At 70.7% G+C, this 23036-nt stretch carries 21 protein-coding genes and 3 tRNA genes; 14 read left to right on the forward strand and 10 right to left on the reverse strand.

The window, feature by feature from the left end; all coding sequences use genetic code 11:
• Positions 1-10 precede the first annotated feature (10 nt).
• Complete coding sequence (locus ACFVSL_RS10885; protein WP_386941136.1) at positions 11-1195, forward strand: benzoate/H(+) symporter BenE family transporter; 1185 nt, start codon at positions 11-13, stop codon at positions 1193-1195.
• Here the strand turns inward: ACFVSL_RS10885 and ACFVSL_RS10890 are convergent.
• Together ACFVSL_RS10890 and sepH are read right to left on the reverse strand one after the other, a co-directional pair.
• Positions 1192-1485, reverse strand: coding sequence for a hypothetical protein (locus ACFVSL_RS10890; RefSeq protein ID WP_386940942.1), 294 nt, complete (start codon positions 1483-1485; stop codon positions 1192-1194). The genes ACFVSL_RS10885 and ACFVSL_RS10890 overlap by 4 nt on opposite strands.
• A gap of 217 nt (positions 1486-1702) precedes the next feature.
• Entirely contained in the window at positions 1703-2749 is a 1047-nt protein-coding gene (gene sepH, locus ACFVSL_RS10895) for a septation protein SepH (RefSeq protein ID WP_386940943.1), read from the reverse strand.
• On the opposite strand from sepH, the gene ACFVSL_RS10900 reads away from it, so the two are divergent.
• Together ACFVSL_RS10900 and ACFVSL_RS10905 are read left to right on the forward strand one after the other, a co-directional pair.
• Entirely contained in the window at positions 2657-2935 is a 279-nt protein-coding gene (locus ACFVSL_RS10900) for a hypothetical protein (protein WP_386941141.1), read from the forward strand. The genes sepH and ACFVSL_RS10900 overlap by 93 nt on opposite strands.
• A gap of 48 nt (positions 2936-2983) precedes the next feature.
• Positions 2984-3277 (forward strand): DUF4193 domain-containing protein, encoded by a 294-nt coding sequence (locus ACFVSL_RS10905; RefSeq protein WP_026378289.1) that lies wholly within the window; start codon positions 2984-2986, stop codon positions 3275-3277.
• On the opposite strand, the gene ACFVSL_RS10910 is transcribed toward ACFVSL_RS10905, so the two are convergent.
• Entirely contained in the window at positions 3274-3738 is a 465-nt protein-coding gene (locus tag ACFVSL_RS10910) for a DUF3093 domain-containing protein (RefSeq protein WP_386940945.1), read from the reverse strand. The genes ACFVSL_RS10905 and ACFVSL_RS10910 overlap by 4 nt on opposite strands.
• Positions 3739-3892: 154 nt before the next feature.
• Here ACFVSL_RS10910 and dut point away from each other — a divergent pair, with 154 nt between their 5' ends.
• The 5 genes from dut to dxs all read left to right on the forward strand — a co-directional run bounded on the left by dut (position 3893) and on the right by dxs (position 10823).
• The gene (dut, locus tag ACFVSL_RS10915) at positions 3893-4351 is read left to right on the forward strand and encodes a dUTP diphosphatase (RefSeq protein ID WP_386940947.1); all 459 of its coding nucleotides are present in this window, start codon (positions 3893-3895) and stop codon (positions 4349-4351) included.
• Positions 4348-4968 carry a DUF3710 domain-containing protein gene (locus ACFVSL_RS10920; protein ID WP_386940948.1) on the forward strand — a complete coding sequence of 207 codons (621 nt, stop codon included), beginning with the start codon at positions 4348-4350 and terminating at the stop codon, positions 4966-4968. Before dut ends, ACFVSL_RS10920 begins: the two co-directional genes overlap by 4 nt.
• A gap of 2 nt (positions 4969-4970) precedes the next feature.
• Positions 4971-5756 (forward strand): DUF3159 domain-containing protein, encoded by a 786-nt coding sequence (locus ACFVSL_RS10925; protein ID WP_386940950.1) that lies wholly within the window; start codon positions 4971-4973, stop codon positions 5754-5756.
• A 156-nt stretch (positions 5757-5912) separates the two neighbouring features.
• A complete protein-coding gene (locus tag ACFVSL_RS10930; protein ID WP_386940952.1) occupies positions 5913-8741 on the forward strand; it encodes an aconitate hydratase in 2829 nt (942 codons plus the stop codon).
• 132 nt (positions 8742-8873) lie between these two features.
• Positions 8874-10823 carry a 1-deoxy-D-xylulose-5-phosphate synthase gene (gene dxs / locus ACFVSL_RS10935; protein WP_386940954.1) on the forward strand — a complete coding sequence of 650 codons (1950 nt, stop codon included), beginning with the start codon at positions 8874-8876 and terminating at the stop codon, positions 10821-10823.
• 249 nt (positions 10824-11072) lie between these two features.
• On the opposite strand, the gene ACFVSL_RS10940 is transcribed toward dxs, so the two are convergent.
• The 4 genes from ACFVSL_RS10940 to ACFVSL_RS10955 all read right to left on the reverse strand — a co-directional run bounded on the left by ACFVSL_RS10940 (position 11073) and on the right by ACFVSL_RS10955 (position 16275).
• The gene (locus ACFVSL_RS10940; RefSeq protein WP_386940956.1) at positions 11073-13214 is read right to left on the reverse strand and encodes a 3-hydroxyacyl-CoA dehydrogenase NAD-binding domain-containing protein; all 2142 of its coding nucleotides are present in this window, start codon (positions 13212-13214) and stop codon (positions 11073-11075) included.
• Positions 13211-14419, reverse strand: a complete 1209-nt coding sequence (locus tag ACFVSL_RS10945) for a thiolase family protein (protein WP_386940958.1) — start codon at positions 14417-14419, stop codon at positions 13211-13213. Before ACFVSL_RS10945 ends, ACFVSL_RS10940 begins: the two co-directional genes overlap by 4 nt.
• A gap of 76 nt (positions 14420-14495) precedes the next feature.
• Positions 14496-15692: a ribonuclease D gene (locus ACFVSL_RS10950; protein ID WP_386940960.1), complete on the reverse strand. Its 1197-nt coding sequence runs from the start codon at positions 15690-15692 to the stop codon at positions 14496-14498.
• On the reverse strand, positions 15685-16275 hold the full coding sequence (locus ACFVSL_RS10955) for a DUF3000 domain-containing protein (RefSeq protein ID WP_386940962.1): 591 nt from the start codon (positions 16273-16275) through the stop codon (positions 15685-15687). Before ACFVSL_RS10955 ends, ACFVSL_RS10950 begins: the two co-directional genes overlap by 8 nt.
• Before the next feature lie 87 nt (positions 16276-16362).
• Between ACFVSL_RS10955 and ACFVSL_RS10960 the strand changes: the two genes are divergently transcribed.
• On the forward strand, positions 16363-17586 hold the full coding sequence (locus tag ACFVSL_RS10960; protein WP_386940964.1) for an alpha/beta hydrolase family protein: 1224 nt from the start codon (positions 16363-16365) through the stop codon (positions 17584-17586).
• Between the two features lie 35 nt (positions 17587-17621).
• Here ACFVSL_RS10960 and ACFVSL_RS10965 read toward each other — a convergent pair whose 3' ends face one another.
• Entirely contained in the window at positions 17622-18068 is a 447-nt protein-coding gene (locus ACFVSL_RS10965; protein ID WP_386940966.1) for a SufE family protein, read from the reverse strand.
• Between the two features lie 69 nt (positions 18069-18137).
• Complete coding sequence (locus tag ACFVSL_RS10970; RefSeq protein WP_386940967.1) at positions 18138-19037, reverse strand: sulfurtransferase; 900 nt, start codon at positions 19035-19037, stop codon at positions 18138-18140.
• Between the two features lie 142 nt (positions 19038-19179).
• Here ACFVSL_RS10970 and zapE point away from each other — a divergent pair, with 142 nt between their 5' ends.
• The 3 genes from zapE to ACFVSL_RS10985 all read left to right on the forward strand — a co-directional run bounded on the left by zapE (position 19180) and on the right by ACFVSL_RS10985 (position 22344).
• Positions 19180-20235, forward strand: a complete 1056-nt coding sequence (zapE, locus tag ACFVSL_RS10975) for a cell division protein ZapE (RefSeq protein WP_386940968.1) — start codon at positions 19180-19182, stop codon at positions 20233-20235.
• A 218-nt stretch (positions 20236-20453) separates the two neighbouring features.
• On the forward strand, positions 20454-21716 hold the full coding sequence (locus ACFVSL_RS10980) for an ammonium transporter (protein ID WP_386940970.1): 1263 nt from the start codon (positions 20454-20456) through the stop codon (positions 21714-21716).
• 43 nt (positions 21717-21759) lie between these two features.
• A complete protein-coding gene (locus ACFVSL_RS10985) occupies positions 21760-22344 on the forward strand; it encodes a type II toxin-antitoxin system PemK/MazF family toxin (RefSeq protein WP_386940972.1) in 585 nt (194 codons plus the stop codon).
• A 153-nt stretch (positions 22345-22497) separates the two neighbouring features.
• On the opposite strand, the gene ACFVSL_RS10990 is transcribed toward ACFVSL_RS10985, so the two are convergent.
• Positions 22498-22570: transfer RNA gene (locus ACFVSL_RS10990), tRNA-Val, on the reverse strand.
• Positions 22571-22809: 239 nt separating this feature from the next.
• On the opposite strand from ACFVSL_RS10990, the gene ACFVSL_RS10995 reads away from it, so the two are divergent.
• Together ACFVSL_RS10995 and ACFVSL_RS11000 are read left to right on the forward strand one after the other, a co-directional pair.
• A tRNA-Gly gene (locus ACFVSL_RS10995) sits at positions 22810-22881 on the forward strand.
• A gap of 57 nt (positions 22882-22938) precedes the next feature.
• Positions 22939-23012 (forward strand) — tRNA-Cys (locus ACFVSL_RS11000).
• The last annotated feature ends 24 nt before the right edge of the window (positions 23013-23036 follow it).

Here is a 23036-nt window from a genome sequence, read left to right on the forward strand (position 1 = left end):
CATCGCCGCCATCACGGGGTTCGCCAGTTCGTTCGCGCTCGTCATCGCCGGGCTGGTCGCCGTCGGCGCCACTGATTCGCAGGCCGCGTCCGGTCTGTTCGCGCTGTGCCTTGCGACCGGCATCACCTGCATCGTGCTGCCGATCCTCATGCGCGTGCCCGTGTCGTTCGCCTGGTCGACGCCCGGCGCGGCGCTGCTCGTCGCCGCGGCGAGCACGACCCAGGACTTCGCCGCGGCGACCGGCGCCTTCCTCGTCTGCGGCGCGCTCATCGTGCTCTCGGGTCTCTGGCCCGCGCTCGGCCGGGCGATCACGAGCATCCCGAAGCCCATCGCGAGCGCGATGCTCGCCGGCATCCTCTTCCCGATCTGCATCGCCCCGGTGACCGCGGCGATCGAGCAGCCGGCGATCGCGATCCCGATGGTGCTCGTCTGGCTGCTGCTCGCCCGGCTCGCGCCGCGCTGGGCGGTGCCCGCTGCCATGCTCGTGGCCGTCGTCGGCATCGCCGTCATCGCGGGGCCGGCGGTGCTCGGCAACGACGCCGTCGTCCCGCGCCTCGAGTTCGTGGCTCCCGTGTTCGATCCCTTCGTCATCGTGAGCCTCGGCCTGCCGCTGTTCATCGTCACGATGGCCGGGCAGAACGTTCCCGGGTTCGCCGTCATGTCGACGTTCGGGTTCCGACTCCGGCCGCGGCCGGTCCTCATGACGTCGGGGGTCGCCACGATGGCGGCCGCGCTGGCCGGCGGACACGCGATCAACCTCGCCGCGATCACCGCCGCGATCATGGCGAGCCCCGAGGCGGCACCCGATCCGCGTCGGCGCTGGATCGCGACCGTCTCGTCGGGCGTCGTCTACCTGCTGCTCGGCGTGGGGGCGGGTCTCGCTGCCGCGATCGTGCAGGCGTCGCCGCCGATCATCATCACCGCGGTCGCCGGGCTCGCTCTGCTCGGGGCGCTCGTCACGGCGCTCACCACCGCGCTCGAGGCGCCCGGGCAGCGCATCACCGCGATCGGCACCTTCCTCGTGACCGCCTCGGGGGTTGCGGTCGCCGGCATCGGCTCGGCGTTCTGGGGGCTCGTCGTCGGCGGGGTGCTCATGCTGTGGCTGAGGCCGCGGACACCCGCGGACCCGGTCGCGCCGGCCGACGCGGCGACTCGGCGTACTGACGAGCCGATGGGCGACGTCGTCGACGACTAGTCGAAGAGCCGCACGACACGCCATCTCGCGTCGGCGCCCGGCTCCTGCTCGACGTCGAAGACATGGGTCTCGCCGTCGTCGGTGCTCGCCTGGAACCGCCAGCCCGAGATCTCGAGCGGTGCGCGGCCGGGGGAGACGTCGTGCTCGGCGAACGGCCGCCACCACCCGCACGCACCGACGAGGGCGGTCGGGGTGTCGCTGACCCGGAACCGCCGGGCCCGCCAGACCAGGCGCAACGGCGTGCCCGCGTCGTCGGTCCACAGCTCGACGGGCTCCTCCAGCTGGGGCACGGGCACCTCCGATCGGGCCGGTCATTCGAACATGTGTTCGAATTCTAGCATCGCCGTCGATGCGGCGACCGGGCCGGCGGGCGCGGACGGCGCGTCGACACCGCCGGCCGAGGCGCGAGAGTCACGGCGAACCCGCGAGCCGTGCACCCGCGAGCCGTGCCCGAACGTGCGACGGCCCCGGCAGCGATGCGCTGCCGGGGCCGTCGGTCGGGTCTGATCAGGCCAGGTCGTCGTCGGTGCGGGCGCCGAAGACGATCTCGTCCCAGCTGGGCATCGACGCGCGTCCCTTCTTCTGGCCGCGAGATGCGCCGCCGTTGTTCGCGGGCGAGGAGACCTTGCCCCAGAGGCTGCGGGCGCCGGCGCCGGGCTGCTCGTCGGCGGGCTCGGGGTGCGGCTCGACGGCGGCCGCCGGCGCGATCGGCGCCGGCGCCGGGGCGGGGGCCGGTCGCGGCGAGTCCTGCTCGACGTTCGCCGACTCGCGCTCACCCCGTCGACGCCGAAGCGCCTCGAGGAGGTCGGCCGTCTCGCCGAGCGACTGCTTCGGCTCGTCGGCCCGCTTGATGGCCGCGCGCGCCACCGCGGGGCTCGAGGTCTGCGAGGTGCGCGCGTAGGGGAGCGGCTCGAGGTGGGGCGCCGTGTCGTTGTCGCCGTGGTCGATCTCGTCGAAGGTGAACGCGCCGCTGTCGAACCTCGACTCGTCGGAGTCGGGCCCGACGGCGCGGAGCCGGGGGATGAGCCCGCCCTTGAGCTCGCCCTGCTGCGACAGCGTGACCGCCTCGGAGTTCAGGGGCTGCAGCGACTGCTTGCGCGGCTCGAAGGTCCAGCGGGCGTCGTGGTCGATCGTGTCGGCGGTGAACTCGAGCTTGACGATCCAGCCGCGCTCCTCGTCCTTCCAGCTCGCCCAGCGCTCGCCCTGTGCGCCGAGCTTCGCGAGCCGGTCGCGGATCACGCCGCCGAAGGTCGCGGGCTCGTCGGCGGGGTCGGCCTCGACGCCGAGGTTGACGGGCACGGCGAGCGCCGAGGTGACGACGTGGTCGCGCTCGGCGAGCACGGGCCCCTCGAAACGCCGGATGTAGTCGACCGACGCACCGGTGACCTGCGCGACCTCCTCGGCCGACATGCCTGCACGAATGTGCGTCTGGATCTCGCGGGGCGAGGGTTTCGGCCCGGTGTGCTGTTCGGGCTGAGCCTGCCGGATCCGCGACTGGAGCACCTCGTCGATCTCGATCCGGAAGCGCGCGCCATCGTCGGAGGCAGCGAGCAACGCGCCGTTCTCGACTCCGATTACCTTGAGTTCCTGCATCGCGACAAGCCCTTCCGTGCTTTCGTCTCCGCCCAAGGATGCCACGTCGCCGACGGTGCTCGCGGGAATAGCGCGGGCGCGGCGGAAGTTGAGCACGTTGCATCCGGAACGGGCGTGCACGAGGGTTTGCTTACGTTCCCGTTTTGATGCAGACTATGGCCGCCGAATCTTCGGCGCATGAGGAAATGGATGGGAATGGCAACGGATTACGACGCCCCGCGGAAGACCGAAGACGACTCGGAGTCGATCGAGGCCCTCAAGGAACGCGTCCCCGACAAGATGTCGGGAGTGGTGGATGTCGACGATGCCGACAACCCCGGAGGATTCGACCTCTCCGGTGCAGACCTCTCCGACGTCGAGCTCGATGTCGTCGTGCTTCCGCCCCAGGCCGATGAGTTCACCTGCGTGAACTGCTTCCTGGTGAAGCACCGTTCGCAGATCGACCACGAGACGAAGCTCGGGCCGATCTGCCTGGAGTGCGCGTCCTAGACGCTGCGCTCCTCACCTTCAGGCCGTCGTGATCCGTTGATCGCGGCGGCCAGTTCTTTGGGTCGGCGGCTCGACACGAGCCAGTACGGCGTCGGGTCGGCAGGGTCGATGATCGGCACCCGCACGACCGGTCGCACCCAGCCGCGGATGACGAGGAACGCGCGGGCATCGAGCCCGGTGCCGCGTTCGATGCGCGCCGCGGCCTCGTCGGCGGCGACCGCCTCGCCGAGCTGCTCGACCGAGATCTCGGCCCGTCCGGCACGGAATCGGCCGCCGCGGACCTCGAGGGTGGGGGCGGTGAGGGTCAGCGCGCCCACCGCCGCGAGGTAGAGGATGACCCCCGTGGCGATGCCGGCGGGCAGCGAGACGGGAGCCAGCACGAGGATGCTCGCGGGGATGAGCAGCAGGCTGGCGATGTAGATCCACGGCGTCGGCCAGAGTCTCTCGTGGTATTCGGGCATGGTTCTATCAGACCAGACTTCTGCGCTGCCCGGTGATCGGGAGGTGCCGGTGGCCCTGCGGCGTGCGCGCACGGACTTCTGCACTACCCGGTGATCGGGAGGTGCCGGTGGCCCCGCGGCGTGCGCGCACGGACTTCTGCACTACCCTCGAACGGTGACCGATTCCGTCGATGTGCTGATCACCGCCGAACGCATCCCGAGCTACGCCCACGAGGGCGACGCCGGGGCCGACCTCCATGCCGCGGAGTCCGTCGTCCTCCAGCCGGGGGAGCGCGCCACCGTCGGCACGGGCGTCTCGATCGCGCTGCCCGAGGGGTACGTGGCCTTCGTCGTGCCGCGCTCGGGTCTCGCGTTCAAGCACGGCATCACGATCGTGAACGCGCCGGGCACCGTCGACGCCGGCTATCGCGGCGAGATCAAGGTCGCACTGCTCAACACCGACGCGCGCGACGCGTACGCGATCGAGGCCGGCGACCGCATCGCCCAGGTCGTCGTCATGCCCGTGAGCCGGGCGCGCTTCGTCGAGGTCGAGCAACTCCCGAGCAGTCTGCGCGGCGAGGGTGGATTCGGCTCCACGGGATTCGGGGAGCACAAGTCAGGAGTGAACGCGTGAGCGACATCGAGAACACCGACGGCGCGGTCGTCGACCAGCCCAAGTCCGCACCCGACGATCGGGCCAGTGCCGGCCCGTTCGACGAGTCGGAGGCCAACCCGGTCCGTCCGTACGTCGACCTCGGCGGCGTGAAGGTGCTGCCGCGCGAAGGCCTGCACCTCCGTCTCGAGGTCGAGGAGGGCACGAAGCGGGTCGTCGCGATCGGCCTCGACTACGCGAACTCGACGCTGCAGGTGCAGCCGTTCGCCGCACCGCGCTCGAGCGGCCTCTGGCACGAGATCCGTGCCCAGATCGCCGAGCAGATCGCGCGCCAGGGCGGCACGACGACGGTGCGCGAGGGCACCTTCGGTCCCGAGCTGCTCGCGCAGATCCCGGTTGCGGCAGGCGAGGGCCAGCAGGGCCAGATGCGTCTCGCCCGCTTCATCGGCGTCGACGGCCCCCGATGGTTCCTGCGCGGCGTGATCGCCGGCCAGGCCGCGGTCGATCCGGCCGCCGCGGCGCAGGTCGAGGACCTCTTCCGTTCGATCGTGGTGGTGCGCGGCGCGACGCCGATGCCGCCTCGCGACCTCATCCCGCTGCGGATGCCGGCGTCGTCGACCGGCGCCCCGACCGCGTAGGCATGACGCACCCGACGGGTGCCGAGCACCCCGACCCCGACAACGGGCAGGATGCCTCGGGCGAATCCCGAACCGATTCCGGCGAGTTCGGTCGCGCCTTCGCGGCCGCCGCGGAGAAGAGCGGGCTCGGTGCGTTGGCGCGCGACGAGAAGCTGAGCGGACGAGACCTGCTCGTCGCGGTCGGCGGAGTCCGCGGCATCCTCGAGGCGCTGCTGCCCGGCCTCGTCTTCCTCGTCGTCTACAGCTCGCTCACGAGCTTCGCGGGGCAGGATCCGCAGGCCGCCCTCGTCCCTGCGCTCATCGCGTCGGTCGGGCTCGCCGTCGTCTTCACGGTCGTCCGCGTCGCGACCAAGGGGCAGCCGACGCAGGCGATCGCCGGGCTGATCGGCGTGCTCGCCTCGGCGGCGCTCGCGCTGTGGACCGGTCGTGCGGAGGACAACTACGTGCTCGGCTTCTTCACGAACGCCGCGTACGCGCTCGCCCTGCTGATCTCGCTCTTCGTGAAATGGCCCGCGATCGGGCTCATCGTCGGCTTCCTCATGGGCGACGGGGTCGCGTGGCGCAACGACCGCCGCAAGTACCGTGCGATGCAGTTCCTGACGCTCGTCTGGATCGGGCTCTTCGTCGCACGTCTGGCCGTGCAGCTGCCCTTCTACTTCGCGGGGAACGTCGAGGCGCTCGGCGCCTTCCGGCTGCTGATGGGGGTTCCCCTCTACGCGCTCGTGCTCGTCTTCTCCTGGCTGGTGGTGCGCGCCGTCTACCCGTCGTCGGCGCGCTCCGGCGAGTGATAGAGTTATCTCGACGTCAAGATAAATTCGCACGCAGTGCGAGGCCTGTCGGCTGGCGATCGGCTTAGGTTACCCTTGCTGGTACCGCCCCATGTCTGACGGAGAAGATGGAATGTCGTGCGCGTCGTCGCCGGCATCCGCGAAGGAGAGGACATCGTGTCTGCAGTGAACAGTTTCGGGGCGAAGGACACGCTCCGCGTCGGTGATGAGTCCTACGAGATCTTCCGGCTCGACACCGTGCCGGGTCACGAGAAGCTCCCGTTCAGCCTGAAGGTGCTGCTCGAGAACCTGCTCCGCACCGAGGACGGTGCGAACGTCACCAAGGAGCAGATCGAGGCGCTCGGCTCGTGGGACCCGCAGGCCGAGCCCGACACCGAGATCCAGTTCTCGCCCGCGCGCGTCGTGATGCAGGACTTCACCGGCGTGCCCTGCATCGTCGACCTCGCGACCATGCGCGAGGCGGTCACCGCGCTGGGCGGCGACCCGAACAAGATCAACCCGCTCTCGCCCGCCGAGATGGTCATCGACCACTCCGTCATCGCCGACCTCTTCGGCACCGAGAACGCCCTCGAGCGCAACGTCGAGATCGAGTACGAGCGCAACGGCGAGCGCTACCAGTTCCTCCGCTGGGGCCAGACCGCCTTCAACGACTTCAAGGTCGTGCCCCCGGGCACCGGCATCGTGCACCAGGTCAACATCGAGCACCTGGCCAAGGTCGTCTACGACCGCGAGGTCGACGGCGTCCTGCGCGCCTACCCCGACACCTGCGTCGGCACCGACTCGCACACGACCATGGTCAACGGCCTCGGCGTGCTCGGCTGGGGCGTCGGCGGCATCGAGGCCGAGGCGGCCATGCTCGGCCAGCCCGTCTCCATGCTCATCCCGCGCGTCGTCGGCTTCAAGCTCACGGGCGAGATCCCCGCCGGCGTGACGGCGACCGACGTCGTCCTCACGATCACCGACATGCTCCGCCAGCACGGCGTCGTCGGCAAGTTCGTCGAGTTCTACGGCGCAGGCGTCGCCTCGGTGCCGCTCGCGAACCGCGCCACCATCGGCAACATGAGCCCCGAGTTCGGCTCGACCGCCGCGATGTTCCCGATCGACGACGTCACCCTCGACTACCTGCGCCTCACCGGTCGCGACGAGGCCGCGATCGCCCTCGTCGAGCAGTACGCGAAGGTGCAGAAGCTCTGGCACGACGCCGACAACGAGCCCGACTTCAGCGAGTACATGGAGCTCGACCTCTCGACGGTCGTCCCGTCGATCGCCGGTCCGAAGCGTCCCCAGGACCGCATCCTGCTCTCGCGCTCGAAGGAGCAGTTCGAGGTCGACCTCACCAACTACGCCGACGTCGACCACGACCTCGTCGACCTGACGATCTCCGAGTCGTTCCCCGCTTCCGACCCGCCCGGGTTCACCCCCGAGGACGAGTCGAGCCACCACGAGCACCACCACCACTCGCACGCGCCGAAGACGGTCTCGAAGCCGACCCCGGTGACGGTCGCGGGCGGCCCGTCGTTCACGCTGAACCACGGCTCGGTGGCGCTCGCGGCGATCACCTCGTGCACGAACACCTCCAACCCGTCGGTCATGATCGCGGCGGGCGTGCTCGCCCGCAATGCGCTCGAGAAGGGCCTCAAGACCAAGCCGTGGGTCAAGACCACCCTCGGCCCGGGCTCGAAGGTCGTCACCGACTACTACGAGAAGTCCGGCCTCGACAAGTCGCTCGAGGGGCTCGGCTTCTACACCGTCGGCTACGGCTGCACGATCTGCATCGGCAACTCCGGCCCGCTGATCGAAGAGGTCTCCGCGGCCATCAACGACAACGACCTCGCGGTCACCGCGGTGCTCTCGGGCAACCGCAACTTCGAGGGCCGCATCAGCCCCGACGTGAAGATGAACTACCTGGCCTCGCCGCCGCTCGTCGTGGCGTACGCGCTGGCCGGCTCGATGAACTTCGACTTCGAGACCGACCCGCTCGGCACCGACGGCGAGGGCAACGACGTCTTCCTGAAGGACATCTGGCCCGCGCCCGCCGAGGTCCAGGAGATCATCGACTCGTCGATCTCGCGCGAGCAGTTCATCAAGCAGTACGCCACGGTGTTCGAGGGCGACGAGCGTTGGAAGACGCTGCCGACCCCGACCGGCCCGGTCTTCGAGTGGGACGCCGACTCGACCTACGTGCGCAAGGCGCCGTACTTCGACGGCATGTCGATGGAGCTCACGCCCGTCGCCGACATCGCGGGCGCCCGCGTGCTCGCGACGCTCGGCGACTCGGTCACGACCGACCACATCAGCCCCGCCGGCAACATCAAGGCGGGCACCCCGGCGGCGCAGTACCTGACCGAGCACGGCGTCGAGCGCAAGGACTTCAACTCCTACGGCTCGCGTCGCGGCAACCACGAGATCATGATTCGCGGCACCTTCGCCAACATCCGCCTGAAGAACCTCCTCGTCTCGGCCGTCAACGACGGCCAGGTCGTCGAGGGCGGGTACACCCGCGACTTCACGCAGGAGGGCGGCCCGCAGTCGTACATCTACGACGCGAGCCAGAACTACCAGGCGCAGGGCACCCCGCTCGTCATCTTCGGCGGCAAGGAGTACGGCTCCGGTTCGTCGCGCGACTGGGCGGCAAAGGGCACGAGCCTCCTCGGCGTCAAGGCGGTCATCACCGAGAGCTTCGAGCGGATCCACCGCTCGAACCTCATCGGCATGGGCGTCGTCCCGCTGCAGTTCCCGGCCGGCCAGAGCTGGGAGTCGCTCGGCCTCGACGGCACCGAGATCGTCTCGATCTCGGGCCTCGAGCAGCTGAACGAGGGCGTCACCCCGAAGACGGTCCGCGTGACCGCGGTCCCGAGCGAGTTCTCGGCCGAGGGCAAGCAGCCCGTCGAGTTCGACGCGGTGGTCCGCATCGACACGCCGGGTGAGGCCGACTACTACCGCAACGGCGGCATCCTGCAGTACGTGCTGCGCAGCCTGGTCTGACGCGACACGCTTTCGACGAGGGGGCGATCGGCGATTCCGCCGATCGCCCCTCGTCTGCCCGGGCTCACAGCCTGCCCGGCGTAGACTCGTTCCGTTCGGCGGCATCGCCGCGTCACTCCGGAGGCACCACGCATGACCCTGCTCTCGACGATCTCTGGCCCGCGCGACCTCGATGCGCTGAGCCAGGAGCAGCTCGAGCAGCTCGCGCGCGAGATCCGCGAGTACCTCGTCGAGTCCGTCTCGAAGACGGGCGGACACCTGGGCCCGAACCTCGGCGTCGTCGAGATGACGATCGCCATCCATCGGGTGTTCGAGTCGCCGCGCGACGCGATCGTGTTCGACACCGGGCACCAGTCCTACGTGCACAAGCTGCTCACCGGCCGCACCGACCTCTCGTCGCTGCGACGCACCGGCGGCCTCGCCGGCTACCCGCAGCGCTCCGAGTCCGAGCACGACATCGTCGAGAGCTCGCACGCCTCGAGTTCGCTCTCCTGGGCCGACGGCATCTCGAAGGCGTTCGAGATGACGGGCCAGGACGATCGCCACGTCATCGCGGTCGTCGGCGACGGCGCGCTCACCGGCGGCATGACGTGGGAGGCGCTCAACAACATCTCCGACGACAACACCCGCAAGCTCATCGTGGTGGTCAACGACAACGGCCGCTCCTATGCGCCGACGATCGGCGGCATGGCCCGCTTCCTCAACACCGTGCGCACGAAGCAGGGCTACCGCAACCTCCACCTCTCGAGCCGTCGCGCGTTCGACAAGCTCGGCGGGCCCGCACGTGCGTTCTACCGGGGCGTGCGCGGGGGCCTCCACGGCTTCCTCAGTCGATTCACCGGCAACGAGGCGCTCTACTCGAACCTCGACATCAAGTACATCGGCCCGGTCGACGGGCACGACGAGCACGCGATGGAGGAGGCGCTGCGCCAGGCGAAGGCCTACGGCGCCCCCGTCATCGTGCACACGATCACCGAGAAGGGCCGCGGCTACGAGCCCGCCCGCCGTGACGTCGCCGACCAGTTCCACGCCGTCGGCCAGATCGACCCCGAGACGGGGGAGTCGCTCGAGGCATCCGCCGGGCCGTCGTGGACGAGCGCCTTCGCCGATGAGCTCGTGCGCCAGGCCGAGCAGAACGAGCGTCTCGTGGGCATCACCGCAGCGATGCTCCGGCCGACGGGGCTGCACCGCATGGCCGAGCGCTTCCCGAACCGGGTGTTCGACGTCGGCATCGCCGAGCAGCACGCGGCGACGGCGGCCGCGGGCCTCGCCTTCGGCGGACTGCACCCGGTCGTCGCCGTGTACGCCACCTTCATCAACCGCGCGTTCGACCAGGTGCTGATGGACGTGGCCCTGCACAAGGCCGGCGTCACCTTCGTGCTCGACCGTGCCGGCGTCACCGGCCCCGACGGCCCGAGCCATCACGGCGTGTGGGACCTCTCGATCCTCCAGGTCGTCCCCGGCATCCGCATCGCCGCGCCGCGCGACGCGATCCGCCTCGCCGAGGAGCTCGGCGAGGCCGTGGCCGTCGACGACGCGCCCACGGTGCTGCGCTTCCCGAAGGGCACCGTCGGCGTCGACTACGACGCCGTCCGCCGCACCGACGACGGCGTCGACGTGCTCGCCGAGTCGGAGCGCAAGGACGTGCTGCTCGTGACGGTCGGGCCGATGGCCGGAATCGGGCTCGCGGTGGCCGAGCGCCTCGAGGCGCAGGGCATCGGTGCGACCGTCGTCGACCCGCGCTGGGTCGTGCCCGTGCCGCGCAGCGTGATCGACCTCTCGGCCGAGTACCGCATCGTCGTGAGCCTCGAGGACGGCATTCGCGTCGGCGGCATCGGCACCCGCATCCGCCAGGACCTGCGCGAGGCCGGGGTCGACACGGCCGTCACCGAGCTCGGCCTGCCCGACGAGTTCCTCGAGCACGGCTCGCGGGCCGACATCCTCGAGCGCGTCGGCCTCACGCCGCAGCACATCGCGCGCGACGTGACGGCCATGGTCCTCGGCTCGAAGCTGCCGCACGCCCGCCCGGCCGGTGCCGAGGCGGCCGTGCCGACCGACACGAGCCCGCAGCCCCGGGTCTAGCCGCCGCGCCTCCTGCCGGCGAACCGGCCGGCGCGGTGCGTCCCGTCCGGCGCGATCGCGACGTCGTCGGGCATCAGACGGGCGACTCGGATGCCCCGGGGCTCCCCCGCGACCACGCCGGGGCTCGAGGCGTCCGCCCCGCAGGAAGCCCGAGCCGTCCGTCGAACTCCGACCTCGCGGCATCCGCCGCACACGAACGCGGCCCCCGGCAGGAGCCGGGGGCCGCGTTCGCGTGCCGTCGTGCGCCGACTAGGCGCCGACGCCCTTCACCTGCGGGTGGTGGAAGGTGTCGCCGAAGACGCGCTCGGAGGCGCCGACCCGGTCGAGGTAGGGCGTGACGCCGCCCATCTGGAACGGGAACCCGGCGCCGAGCACCATGCAGAGGTCGATGTCCTCGGGTGCTGCGACGACCTCGCCGTCGAGCATGAGCTTGACCTCGCGGGCCAGGCCGTCCTGCAGCGACACGAGGATCTCGTCGGCCGAGCGCGGGTTCTTGCCGCCGGCGACGATCTTCAGGGCGCCCTTGTCGAAGCCCTTGACCTTGCCCTTGTCGTCCTTCTCGAGGAGCTTGCCGTACTCGGCGAGCTTGTGCAGGTTCTCGCTGCGGTAGAACCGGTCGGGGAACGCCGCGTGGTGCGTGTCGAGCACGTGCGCGCCGACCTTGAGCCCGACGAGGTCGAGCAGCACCGACGGCGCCATCGGCAGGCCCAGCGGGGCGATTGCCTGGTCGACCGTCTCGAAGGAGGTGCCCTCGTCGACGGCGCGCATGGCCTCGCCGAGGAGCACCGCGAGCAGGCGGTTGACGACGAAGCCCGGGGTGTCGGCCGTGATGACGGCGTTCTTCTTCAGGTTCTTCGCGGCGACCATCGCGGTCGACAGCGTCGCCTCGTCGGTGTGCGGCGTCTTCACGACCTCGATGAGCGGCATGACCGCGACGGGGGTGAAGAAGTGGAAGCCGACGAGCCGCTCGGGGTGGGCCAGCTTCGCGCCGATCTGCTCGACCGAGAGCGAGGAGGTGTTCGTCGCGAGCACGGCCTCGGGGGAGATGTGCTGCTCGATCTCAGCGAAGACGTTCTGCTTGATCTCGAGCTCTTCGAACACGGCCTCGATGACCCAGTCGCAGTCGGCGAAGTCGGCCTTGTCGGTGGTGCCGGTGACGAGCGCCTTCAGCCGGTTCGCCTCGTCGGGCGAGATGCGGCCCTTGCCGAGCAGTGCGTCGATCTCGCCGGCGATGTAGGCCACGCCCTTGTCGACGCGCTCCTGGTCGATGTCGGTGATCACGACGGGCACCCGCAGGCGGCGCACGAAGAGCAGCGCGAGCTGGCTCGCCATGTAGCCTGCGCCGAGCACGCCCACCTTGGTGACCTTCTTCGCGAGGGCCTTGTCGGGGGCGCCGGCGGGGCGCTTCGTGCGCTTCTGCACCAGGTTGAACGCGTAGATCGAGGCCTGCAGCTGGTCGCCGGCGATGAGGTCGGCGAGCACCTCGTCCTCGCGCTGGAAGCCCTCGGCGCGCGTCCCGCTCTTCGCGGCCTTCATGAGCTCGAGCGCGGCGTACGGTGACTGCGGCACCGATCCGATGCGGCTCTTCAGCATCTTGGTCGCGATGCCGATCGCGGCGTCCCACTTGACGAGCCGCTCCATCTTGCCGGGCTCGTTCGGGCGCTTCACCTTGATGCGGCCCGAGATGACGTCGTCGGCCCAGCGGATCGAGTCCTCCAGGTAGTTCACCGAGGGGAAGATCGCGTCGGCGATACCGAGGTCGAAGGCGTCCTGGCCCTTGAGCGTGCGGTTCTGCTTCAGCGGGTTCTCGATGACGACCTTGAGCGCGTTCTCGATGCCGATGAGGTTCGGCAGGATGGTCGCGCCGCCCCATCCGGGGATCAGCCCGAGGAAGACCTCGGGGAGCGCGAGGGCCGGCGCCGAGGCATCCACCGTGCGGTAGTCGGCGTGGAGGCCGATCTCGAGGCCGCCGCCGAGCGCAAGCCCGTTGTAGAACGTGAACGACGGCACGCCGACCTCGCCGAGCTTCGCGAGGGCGTAGTGCCCGAGCTGCACGAACTTCTTCGCGGTCTCCTTGTCGGGGATCTCGGCGACCTTCGAGAGGTCGGCGCCCGCGGCCAGGATGAACGGCTTGCCGGTGACGGCGACCGCGTGGAGCTCTCCGGCCGCGGCGCGCGCCTTCAGCTCGTCGAGCTTCGCCGCGTACTCGAGCAGCGTCGCCGCACCGAGCGTGTTCGGGCGGGTGTGGTCGCGGCCGTTGTCGAGCGTCACGAGCGCCAGCGTGCGGCCGCCGGAGATCGGCACGTCGCGGACGTAGGAGCGGGTCACGACCTCGTCGTCGCCGGCGAGGGCGACGAGCGAGGCGAAGTCGATGGTCGAGTAGTCGGTCATGCGCGCTTCTTCGCCTTCTTGTCGAAGTTCGGGTTCTCCCAGACCATCGTGCCGCCCTGGCCGAGGCCGACGCACATGCTGGTGATGCCGTACTGCAGTTCGGGGCGCTCGGCGAACTGGCTCGCGAGCTGGTTCATGAGGCGGACGCCCGAGGAGGCGAGGGGGTGGCCGACGGCGATCGCGCCGCCCCACGGGTTCACGCGCGGGTCGTCGTCGTCGATGCCGTAGTGGTCCATGAACGAGAGCACCTGCACGGCGAAGGCCTCGTTCATCTCGAAGAGGTCGATGTCGTCGATCGTGAGGCCGGCCTTGCGCAGCGCCTTCTCGGTGGCGGGGATCGGGCCGATGCCCATGATCTCGGGGTCGACTCCGGCGAAGGCGTAGCTCACGAGCTTCATCTTCGGGGCGAGGCCGAGCTCCTTCGCGGTCGCGCCCGAGGCGAGCAGCGCGGCGGTCGCGCCGTCGTTCAGGCCCGACGCGTTGCCCGCGGTGATGCGGCCGTGGGGTCGGAAGGGGGTCTTCAGCCCGGCGAGGCCCTCGAGGGTCGTCTCGGGGCGCATGACCTCGTCGCGCGTCGCGAGGCCCCAGCCCTCCTCGGTGCGGATGGCGACGGGCACGAGGTCCTGCTGGATCTTGCCCGCCGCGTAGGCCGCGGCGGTCTTCTGCTGGCTCGCGAGGGCGAAGCGGTCGCTCCGCTCCTTCGTGAGCTGCGGGAAGCGGTCGTGGATGCGCTCGGCGGTCGCGCCCATCACGAGGGCGTCCTCGCCGACGAGGCGCTCGCTCAGGAAGCGGGGGTTGGGGTCGACGCCCGAGCCCATCGGGTGGTGGCCCATGTGCTCGACGCCGCCGGCGATGGCGAGGTCGTACATGCCGTAGCCGATCGACCCGGCGAGCATCGCGGTGGCGGTCATCGCGCCGGCGCACATGCGGTCGATCGAGAAGCCGGGAACCGTCTTCGGCAGTCCGGCGAGGATCGCGGCGGTGCGGCCGAGGGTGAGCCCCTGGTCGCCGGTCTGGGTGGTCGCGGCGATGGCGACCTCGTCGATGCGGTCCTTCGGCACGTTCGGGTTGCGTTCGAGGAGTCCGACGATCGCCTTCACGACGAGGTCGTCGGCTCGGGTGTTCCAGTACATGCCCTTGTCGCCGGCCTTGCCGAACGGGGTGCGGACCCCGTCGACGAACACGACTTCAGCTTGATCAGCCACGCTGCAGCTCACTTTCGATCAGGATGCCTCGATCCTACGAAGGGCGCTGCGGGCGCGTTGAATCGCTTGACGGTTCCTACGAATCGTCGGAGGTGGCGTCGAGCAGGGCTTGTGATGCCTCCACAAACGCAGCAGCGATAATCTGTGAGGTTGCGGCAACCTGCCACGGGCGGGCACCGAGGTCTGCGAGCGCGGCGCCGATCGACTCGGCATCGGCGGGCTGCGGGGGAGCCCACGCCACACGGCGGAGGAAGTCGGGCGTGAGGAGGTTCTCGACCGGCATCTCGAGCGACTCGGCGACCTCGGCCACCGCCGTCTTGGCGGTCTTCAGGCGGGCGTCGGCTTCGGGGTTGCGCCCGGCCCAGGCGCGCGGGGGCGGCGGGGCGTCGTTCGGCACCCGCACGGCGGGGAGCTCGGTCGTCGTGAGCCCGCGCTCGACGGCCGTCCACCAGCGGTCGAGCTCGCTGCGGCTCTGGCGCCCGGTGAACTCGCGCAGGTCGGCGAGCGCCCGGCGCGTCGACGGCAGGGACTTCGCCACCGCGACGATCGAGGCGTCGGGCACGAGCCGGCCCGGGGCGACGTCGGTGGAGGACGCGAGCTCGTCGCGGGACAGCCAGAGCTCGCGGGCGACCGCGAGGTTCCGCCCGTTGCGCATCGCATGGATGCCGGAGAGCCGGCGCCAGGGCTCGGCCGCGGCCGGCTTCGCCGCGCGGTGCAGCACGGCATCGAACTCCTGCCCGCCGAGCTCGGTCTTGCCGGCCTCCGCGAGCCGGTCGACGAGCCGGTCGCGCACGTCGACGAGCAGTTCGACGTCGAGGGCCGCGTACTTCAGCCACGACTGCGGCAGCGGCCGGGTCGACCAGTCGGCCGCCGAGTGCTCCTTGGCGAGCCTGATGTCGAGCAGCTCCTCGACGACCGAGGCGAGTCCGACGCGCGGCATGCCGAGCAGGCGTGCCGCGAGCTCGGTGTCGAAGATCCGATCGGGGTCGAGCCCGACCTCGCGCAGGCAAGCCAGGTCCTGGCTGGCCGCGTGCAGCACCCACTCCTCGGAATGGATGCCGTCCTGCAGGGCGGAGAAGTCGGGGATCTGCGGCGGGTCGAAGAGGAAGACCCCCGAGCCGCGCCGGTACATCTGGATGAGATAGGCGCGCTGCGAGTAGCGGAAGCCGCTCGCCCGCTCGGCGTCGACCGCGATCGGTCCGGCGCCGTCGAGGAGGCGCTTCACGGCGTCGTCGAACTCCGCGGGCGTCTCGATCACCCGGTAGTCATCCACGATTCGACCTCCGTCGGGGCAGTGCGGTCACCCCTTCGGAACGGGGCGGAAGCCCTGCGAGCATGCACAGCAACTCGCTCCAGCCTTCCACATGGGCCTTGATCTCGGCATCGAGGGGGGTCCAGGACGCCCGCAGCTCGATCTGGGCGCCGTCGCCCTGGGCCGCCAGCTCGCCGAACCCGGTCGAGAGGATCTTGGTCGCCGTGCCCGAGGCGGCGATGTAGTGCGCCCCGCGGGCGTCGAGCGCGTCGATCAGCCACGACCAGGCGACCTCGGCCAGGAACGGGTCGAGGCCGATGTCGGTCTCGAGCGGCGCCTGCGCGAAGCACACCACGCGGAAGCGCCCGCCCCACGCCTCGGGCTCGCTGGGGTCGTAGAGCAGGATGAACCGGCCGGTTCCGAGCTCGGAGTCGTCGCCGTGGCGCGTGGGCGACACATCGGCGGAGAGGGCGGTCGCGTGCGGCGCGAGCCCGCCCGGCGCCGGGATCTCCGAGACCGCGAGCTCGGCGCGCGGGACGGCGGCTCGGATCGAGGCGAGTGCGGCCTCGAACTCGGCGGGAAGCGAGGACGGGTGGTCGGGCACGAGTGCAGACTAGAGTCTCGACCGGAGCCGGTGACGGCGGCACGCCGCATCGCGACGCACACGGGACGGTTGACGGGGAGGATGCCGATGACGCAGCGCGGAGAACGGGGCGGGGCGGTACGGACGGCGGTCGGCGCCGCAGCGCTGCTCGCCGGGGTGATCGCCCTCGTGACGGGCGCGACGGCCGCGGTGCTCGCCGTCGTCTTCGCCCGGAAGGTGGTGACCCCGCCGACCCGGCGGGAACAGGACCTCCGGATCCTCGGCGTGGACACGGCAGCCGGCGAGATCACGCTCGCCGCCAACGATGAGGCCCGCATGCGCGGCCGCTACGGACTCTGGTTCGAGCACGACTCGGGTCACGCCAGGCTCGGCGACGTGCTCGAGGAGCGCGACGGCCGGGTGCGCCGGGCGCTCGTCTCGACCGACTTCGGGCGCCCCGAGCGGGCGACGCGGGGCCGCATCAACGGGGCGTTCCACCTCGGCCCGTGGGAGCTCGACGCGCCCTACGAGGACGTGGTCGTCGAGACGCCGCTCGGCCCGGCGCCCGCGTGGCGGATCCCGGCCGACCCGCCGAGCGACCGTTGGGTCGTCCAGGTGCACGGGCGCGGTGCCAAACGCCACGAGGGCCTCCGAGCGGTGGAGCCGGTTCGCGCCGCCGGATGGGACAGCCTGCTCATCTCCTACCGCAACGACGGCGAGGCGCCGGAGAGCACCGATCGCCGCTACGGGCTCGGCGGCACGGAATGGGCCGACGTGGTCGCCGCGGTGCACTTCGCGATCGAGCACGGTGCGCGCGAGATCGTGCTCATGGGCTGGTCGATGGGCGGCATGATCTCGCTGCAGGCGGTGCTGCGATCGGCCGAGGTCCGCGAGCATCTCGTCGGCGTCGTCCTCGAGTCGCCCGCCATCGACTGGGTCGACATCCTCCGCTTCCAGGGCGGCGCGCTCGGGCTGCCGCGCGGGCTCGGCGACGTCGTCGCACGGGTGCTCGGCGCGCCGTACGGGGGAGGCCTCACGGGGCTCGCGGCACCGATCTCGCTCGAGGAGCTCGATCCCGTCGCCCGCGCGAGCGAGCTCTCGGTCCCCATCCTGCTGATGCACAGCGTCGACGACGGATTCGTTCCCATCGACGGCTCGCGCCGGCTCGCGGCGGCCCGCCCCGACCTCGTCCGGTTCGAGGAGTTCACCGGGGCGCGTCACACCAAGCTCTGGAACCACGATCCCGAGCGGTGGAACGGCCTCATCACCGGCTGGCTCGCCGCGCGGACGGCCGACGACCAGGACGGTGCTGCGGTCGAGATCGTCGGCTGAGGCGGCGCCGGTGCGCCGGTGCGCCGCGGCCGCGGTCAGCCGGCGGCGGCGGCGACGCGCTCGCGCAGCTGGCGCTTCGTGCGCGCGAGCATGCCCGTCATGCCGCGCACGCGCAGCGGCGAGACCGCCTCGCCGAGCCCGAGCGACTGCGGGTAGTCGGCGGGGATGTCGAGCACCTGCTGCACGGTGAGCCCCGCGAGGCCCTGCACGAGGATCGAGGCGAAGCCGCGCGTCGTCGGCGACTCGGCGGGCGCCGTGGCGTAGAGGTGCACGATGCCGCCGTCGACCTCGACGAAGATGAACACGGGCGACTGGCACTCCTCGACCCGCTCGAGCAGGTCGGGGTGCTCGGCGTAGCGCTCGGGCAGCTCGGGCAGCTCGTTCGAGAACTCGAGCAGCAGTTGGAGCCGGTCGCGCACGCCGAGGGCGAGGAAGTCGTCGCGGGTCTCGGCGAGGCGTTCGGGCAGCGTGGTCTGTTCCATCGCCTCAATCCTCCCACGGCCGCGGACCCGCACGGCCGCGAAGGCGCGCGCGTGGGGCGGCCCCTCGGGTCAGCGCCCGGGCACCTCGCCGCGTTCGGTGCCGGTCACGATCGGCACGCGCACCGCGCTGCCCCACTCGGTCCAGGAGCCGTCGTAGTTGCGCACCCGGTCGAAGCCGAGCAGGTGCGTCAGCACGAACCAGGTGTGGCTCGAGCGCTCGCCGATGCGGCAGTAGGCGACGATGTCGTCGCCGTCGGCGAGCCCGACCTCGTCGCGGTAGATCGCATCGAGCTCGGCCCGGCCCTTGAAGGTGCCGTCGCCGGCGGCGGCGCGGGCCCACGGCACGGACGCCGCGGTCGGGATGTGGCCCGCGCGCAGGGCGCCCTCCTCGGGGTAGGCCGGGGCCGTCGTGCGCTCGCCGCTGTACTCCTCGGGCGAGCGGACGTCGATGAGGGGGCTGCCGAGGTGGGCGAGCACGTCCTCCTTGAAGGCGCGCACCCGGCGGTCGTCGCGCGCGACGACCGGGTAGTCGACGGGAGTCACCGCCGGGGCATCCGTCGTGATCTCGCGGCCCTCGGCGATCCAGAGGTCTCGGCCGCCGTCGAGGAGCCGGACGTCCTCGTGGCCGAAGAGGGTGAAGACCCACAGCGCGTACGCCGCCCACCAGTTGCTCTTGTCGCCGTAGACGACGATCGTCGAGTCGCGCGAGATGCCCTTCGAGCCGAGCAGCGCGGCGAACTGCTCGTCGCTGACGTAGTCGCGCACGACCGGGTCGTTGAGGTCGAGGTGCCAGTCGATCTTCACGGCGCCCGGGATGTGGCCGGTCTCGTAGAGGAGCACGTCCTCGTCGGACTCGACCACGACGAGTCCGGGTTCGCCGAGGTGCTCGGCGAGCCAGGCGGTGGACACGAGTCGCTCGGGGTGGGCGTACTCGGCGAACTTCGCGGCGGAGTCGAACTCGGCGGGCATGGGGACCTCCTGGGATCGCCTGGTCGGCGGGGGTGTGCGGGGGAGCGGACTAGGCTGATGACCTGTCCACACTCGAATCTACGCGGCCCGCGGGGCGCAGTCACGGCACCCGTCATCCGGTGCAATACGGGAGCTCACCAGCATGACCTCGGCCTCCAGCCACGTCCCCATCCGGCTCGTCGACCGCAACCCGGCCATCTCGGGCGCCGAGATCGCCTCCGAGCTCGTGCCGCCGCCGCAGTTCGAGCACGCCTCGTTCGAGTCGTACCGGCCCGACCCCGACTTCCCGTCGCAGCAGGCCGCCCTCGAGCGGCTGAACCAGTTCGCGGGCGCGTGGCGCGCGGCCCAGCGACCGGGCGGCTTCTTCTCGCGGAAGCGCCCCGCCCGCATCGAGCTGCCCGGCGTCTACCTCGACGGCGGCTTCGGCGTCGGCAAGACCCACCTGCTCGCGGCGCTCTGGCACGTCGCGCACGGACCGAAGTACTTCGGCACCTTCATCGAGTACACCGCGCTCGTCGGCGCCCTGGGCTACCAGCCGGCGATCGACCTCCTGCGAGGTGCGAAGCTCATCTGCATCGACGAGTTCGAGCTCGACGATCCGGGCGACACGATGCTCATGACCCGGTTCCTCGGCGAGCTCATGGCGAGCGGCACCCGGGTGGCGGCGACCTCCAACACGCCGCCCAACGCGCTCGGCGAGGGGCGGTTCGCCGCGGCCGACTTCCTCCGCGAGATCCACGCCCTCTCCTCGAACTTCGAGACGCTGCGGATCGACGGCCTCGACTACCGCCGTCGCGACACCGAGGGGCACGCGGTCGCCCTCGCGACCGACGACGAGGTCGCGCGCACCGCGCAGGCGCTCGCCGAACGCGACCACCGCGTCTCGCTCGACACCTTCGACGAACTCATCGCGCACCTCGCGACCGTGCATCCGTCGAAGTACGTGAAGCTCGTGCAGGGGCTCGACACCATCGCGTTGCAGGGGGTGCACGAGCTCACCGACCAGAACGCGGCCCTCCGGCTCGTCGCCTTCATCGATCGCGCCTACGACGCCGAGGTGCCGATCATCACGAGCGGGCTGGCACTCGACCAGGTCTTCGGCGGCGACATGATGTCGGGCGGCTACCGCAAGAAGTACCTGCGTGCGATCTCGCGGATGATCGCGCTGACCTCGGGAGAACTCCCGCCGCACGACTGAGCGGTGCGCGCCGTGCGCCGCGGTGACCCTGCGACGCCGGGTCGCAGCCCGCGCACGGCGTTCTCCTCGCGTTTCGGCAGCATCCCGAAACGCGCTGTTCACACGACGCCGCGACCCGTAACGGGCCGGAAACATCGCACGATCCCTCTCGAAACGTCCCCTCGTGAAACTTGGGCGCACAGGGTCCCCCGCCCTGCAATCCGAGAGAGGTTCGAGAGATGGATCAAGGCAACACCGCGTTCCTGTTGATCGCCGCAGCCCTGGTGCTGCTGATGACCCCAGGGCTCGCGTTCTTCTACGGCGGCCTCGTCAAGGCGAAGAGCGTCATCAGCATGATGATGATGAGCTTCGGCGCGATGGGCCTCATCGGCGTGCTCTGGGTCCTCTTCGGCTACGCCGTCGCGTTCCCCGGCTCCGAGGGCCTCGTCCCGCCCTGGTCGATCGACTGGTCGGCGATCGGACTCGAGAGCCTCCTCGAGACGCCGGAGGGCGCTGCCTACCCGCCGCTCGCCTTCGTCGCCTTCCAGGCCACCTTCGCCATCCTCACGGTCGCCCTCATCTCGGGTGCGATCGCGGACCGCGCGAAGTTCGGCGCCTGGATGGTCTTCGCCGGCATCTGGGCGACGATCGTCTACTTCCCGGTCGCGAGCTGGGTCTTCAACTTCGGCCTCGCCGATGACGGCAGCTTCGCCTACGGCGGCTGGATCACCTACGGCATGCAGGAGCTCTTCGGCGTCGGTGCGATCGACTTCGCGGGCGGCACGGCGGTGCACATCAACGCGGGCGCCGCGGCCCTCGCGCTCGCCCTCGTGCTCGGCAAGCGGGTCGGCTTCTCGAAGGGCGCGCACGTGCCCCACAACCCGCCGTTCGTGCTCCTCGGCGCGGGCCTCCTGTGGTTCGGCTGGTTCGGCTTCAACGCGGGCTCCGAGCTCGCCGCCGACGGCACCGCGGCCCTCGCCTTCGTGAACACGATCGCCGCCCCGGCCGCCGCGCTGCTCGCCTGGCTCCTCGTCGAGAAGATCAAGGACGGCAAGCCGACCTCGGTGGGCGCCGCGTCGGGCGCCGTCGCGGGCCTCGTGGCCATCACCCCGGCCTGCGCCTCGCTGACGCCCGTCTGGGCGATCGTGCTCGGTCTCGTCGCCGGCGCCGTGTGCGCCCTCGCGATCGACCTCAAGTTCAAGTTCGGCTTCGACGACTCGCTCGACGTCGTGGGCATCCACCTCGTCGGCGGCCTCATCGGCACGCTTTACCTCGGCTTCTTCGCGAACGGCACCGGCCTCATCTACAGCGGCGACTTCACGCAGCTCGCGGTGCAGGCGATCGCCGCCGTCTCGGTGCTCGCGTACTCGTTCGCGCTCACCTACGGGATCGGCACGCTCATCCAGAAGACGATGGGCTTCCGGGTCAAGAACGAGGACGAGATCGCCGGCATCGACACCGTCGTGCACGGGGAGGACGCCTACAAGCTCGAGACCGTCTGATCGGTCCCCGGCCGCCCGAGGGCGGTGGGGTAGTGTGCCCGGTGTGTCAGACACCAGCCGCTTCCTCACCGCCCTCGGGCGCGTCCTGCGGGCGATCGTCTCGCCCGCCTCCACTCGTCAATCGGCGGGTTCGCCGGCCGGCGCCTCCGCTCCGGCGGCGGGGTCGGATGCCTCGCGGCGGGCGCCGTTCGCCGACGGCGAGCCCTCGCCGGGGCGGTTCGGCGACGACGCGACGATCGAGGTCGACCCCGACCGGCTGCGGGGCGTCGAGCTGAGCTACGCACCGACTGCCGACGGCGACCCCGACCCCGGTGAGGTCGTCTGGACCTGGGTGCCCTACGAGGAGCGCGACGGGCGCGGCAAGGACCGCCCGGTCGTCATCGTCGCCGCCTCCAGGGCGGGCGACTACCTGGCGGTGCAGCTCACGAGCAAGGCGCACGACGGCGACCGCGACTACGTCTCGCTCGGCGAGGGCCCCTGGGATGTCTCGGGCCGCCCCAGCTGGGCGAAGACCGACCGCGTGTTCCGGGTTCGCGCCGGCGGCATGCGCCGCGAGGCCGCGTCGCTCGACGAGCGGCGGTTCGGTCTCGTTGCAGGCGCGCTGGCGCAGCGCTACGGGTGGCGATGAGCGTTCGCGCGCCACGGGCTCGGAGATCGCCACGATCTCGGTCGCGAACTCCTCGTCAGCACCGGAATCGCGTGCGATCTCCGAAGTCGGGGCGCGGCATCCGCCGGAAACGCAGAACGCCCCCGACCGCGGTCGGGGGCGTTCTGATCTCAGTGGGCGATGCCGGGCTCGAACCGACGACCTCTTCCGTGTGAAGGAAGCGCGCTACCAGCTGCGCCAATCGCCCTGAGGGATTCGCGGAACCTCTCGGTGACCGCGGACTCGATACTAGCCGACGATCGGGGACGAATGCACATCGAGCGACAGCTGAGGGGTGCTCGGCTGTCCGCGACGGCTCGACACGCCCGGGAATCGACGTCGGAATCGGCCGTTGACCGGCCGGAACGGCGTTCAGCGGTCGCTCGGTTTGTGAATCGCCCGAAGTGTGTATAAAGTCTTCTCTGCACGCAGAAATGCGAAAGCAACGCGGATGTGGCGCAGTGGTAGCGCATCACCTTGCCAAGGTGAGGGTCGCGAGTTCGAATCTCGTCATCCGCTCTGATCAGGATCAAGCACATGCTTGACTCCTGTTCTTTTGGTGGAGAACCCATACGCGGTGGATTGGCCGAGAGGCGAGGCAGCGGCCTGCAAAGCCGTATACACGGGTTCGAATCCCGTATCCACCTCCAGATCGAGAGCCTCGCACTCGATTC

The sequence above is a fragment of the Agromyces sp. NPDC058064 genome, assembly GCF_042885275.1.
Taxonomy (GTDB): Bacteria; Actinomycetota; Actinomycetes; order Actinomycetales; family Microbacteriaceae; genus Agromyces.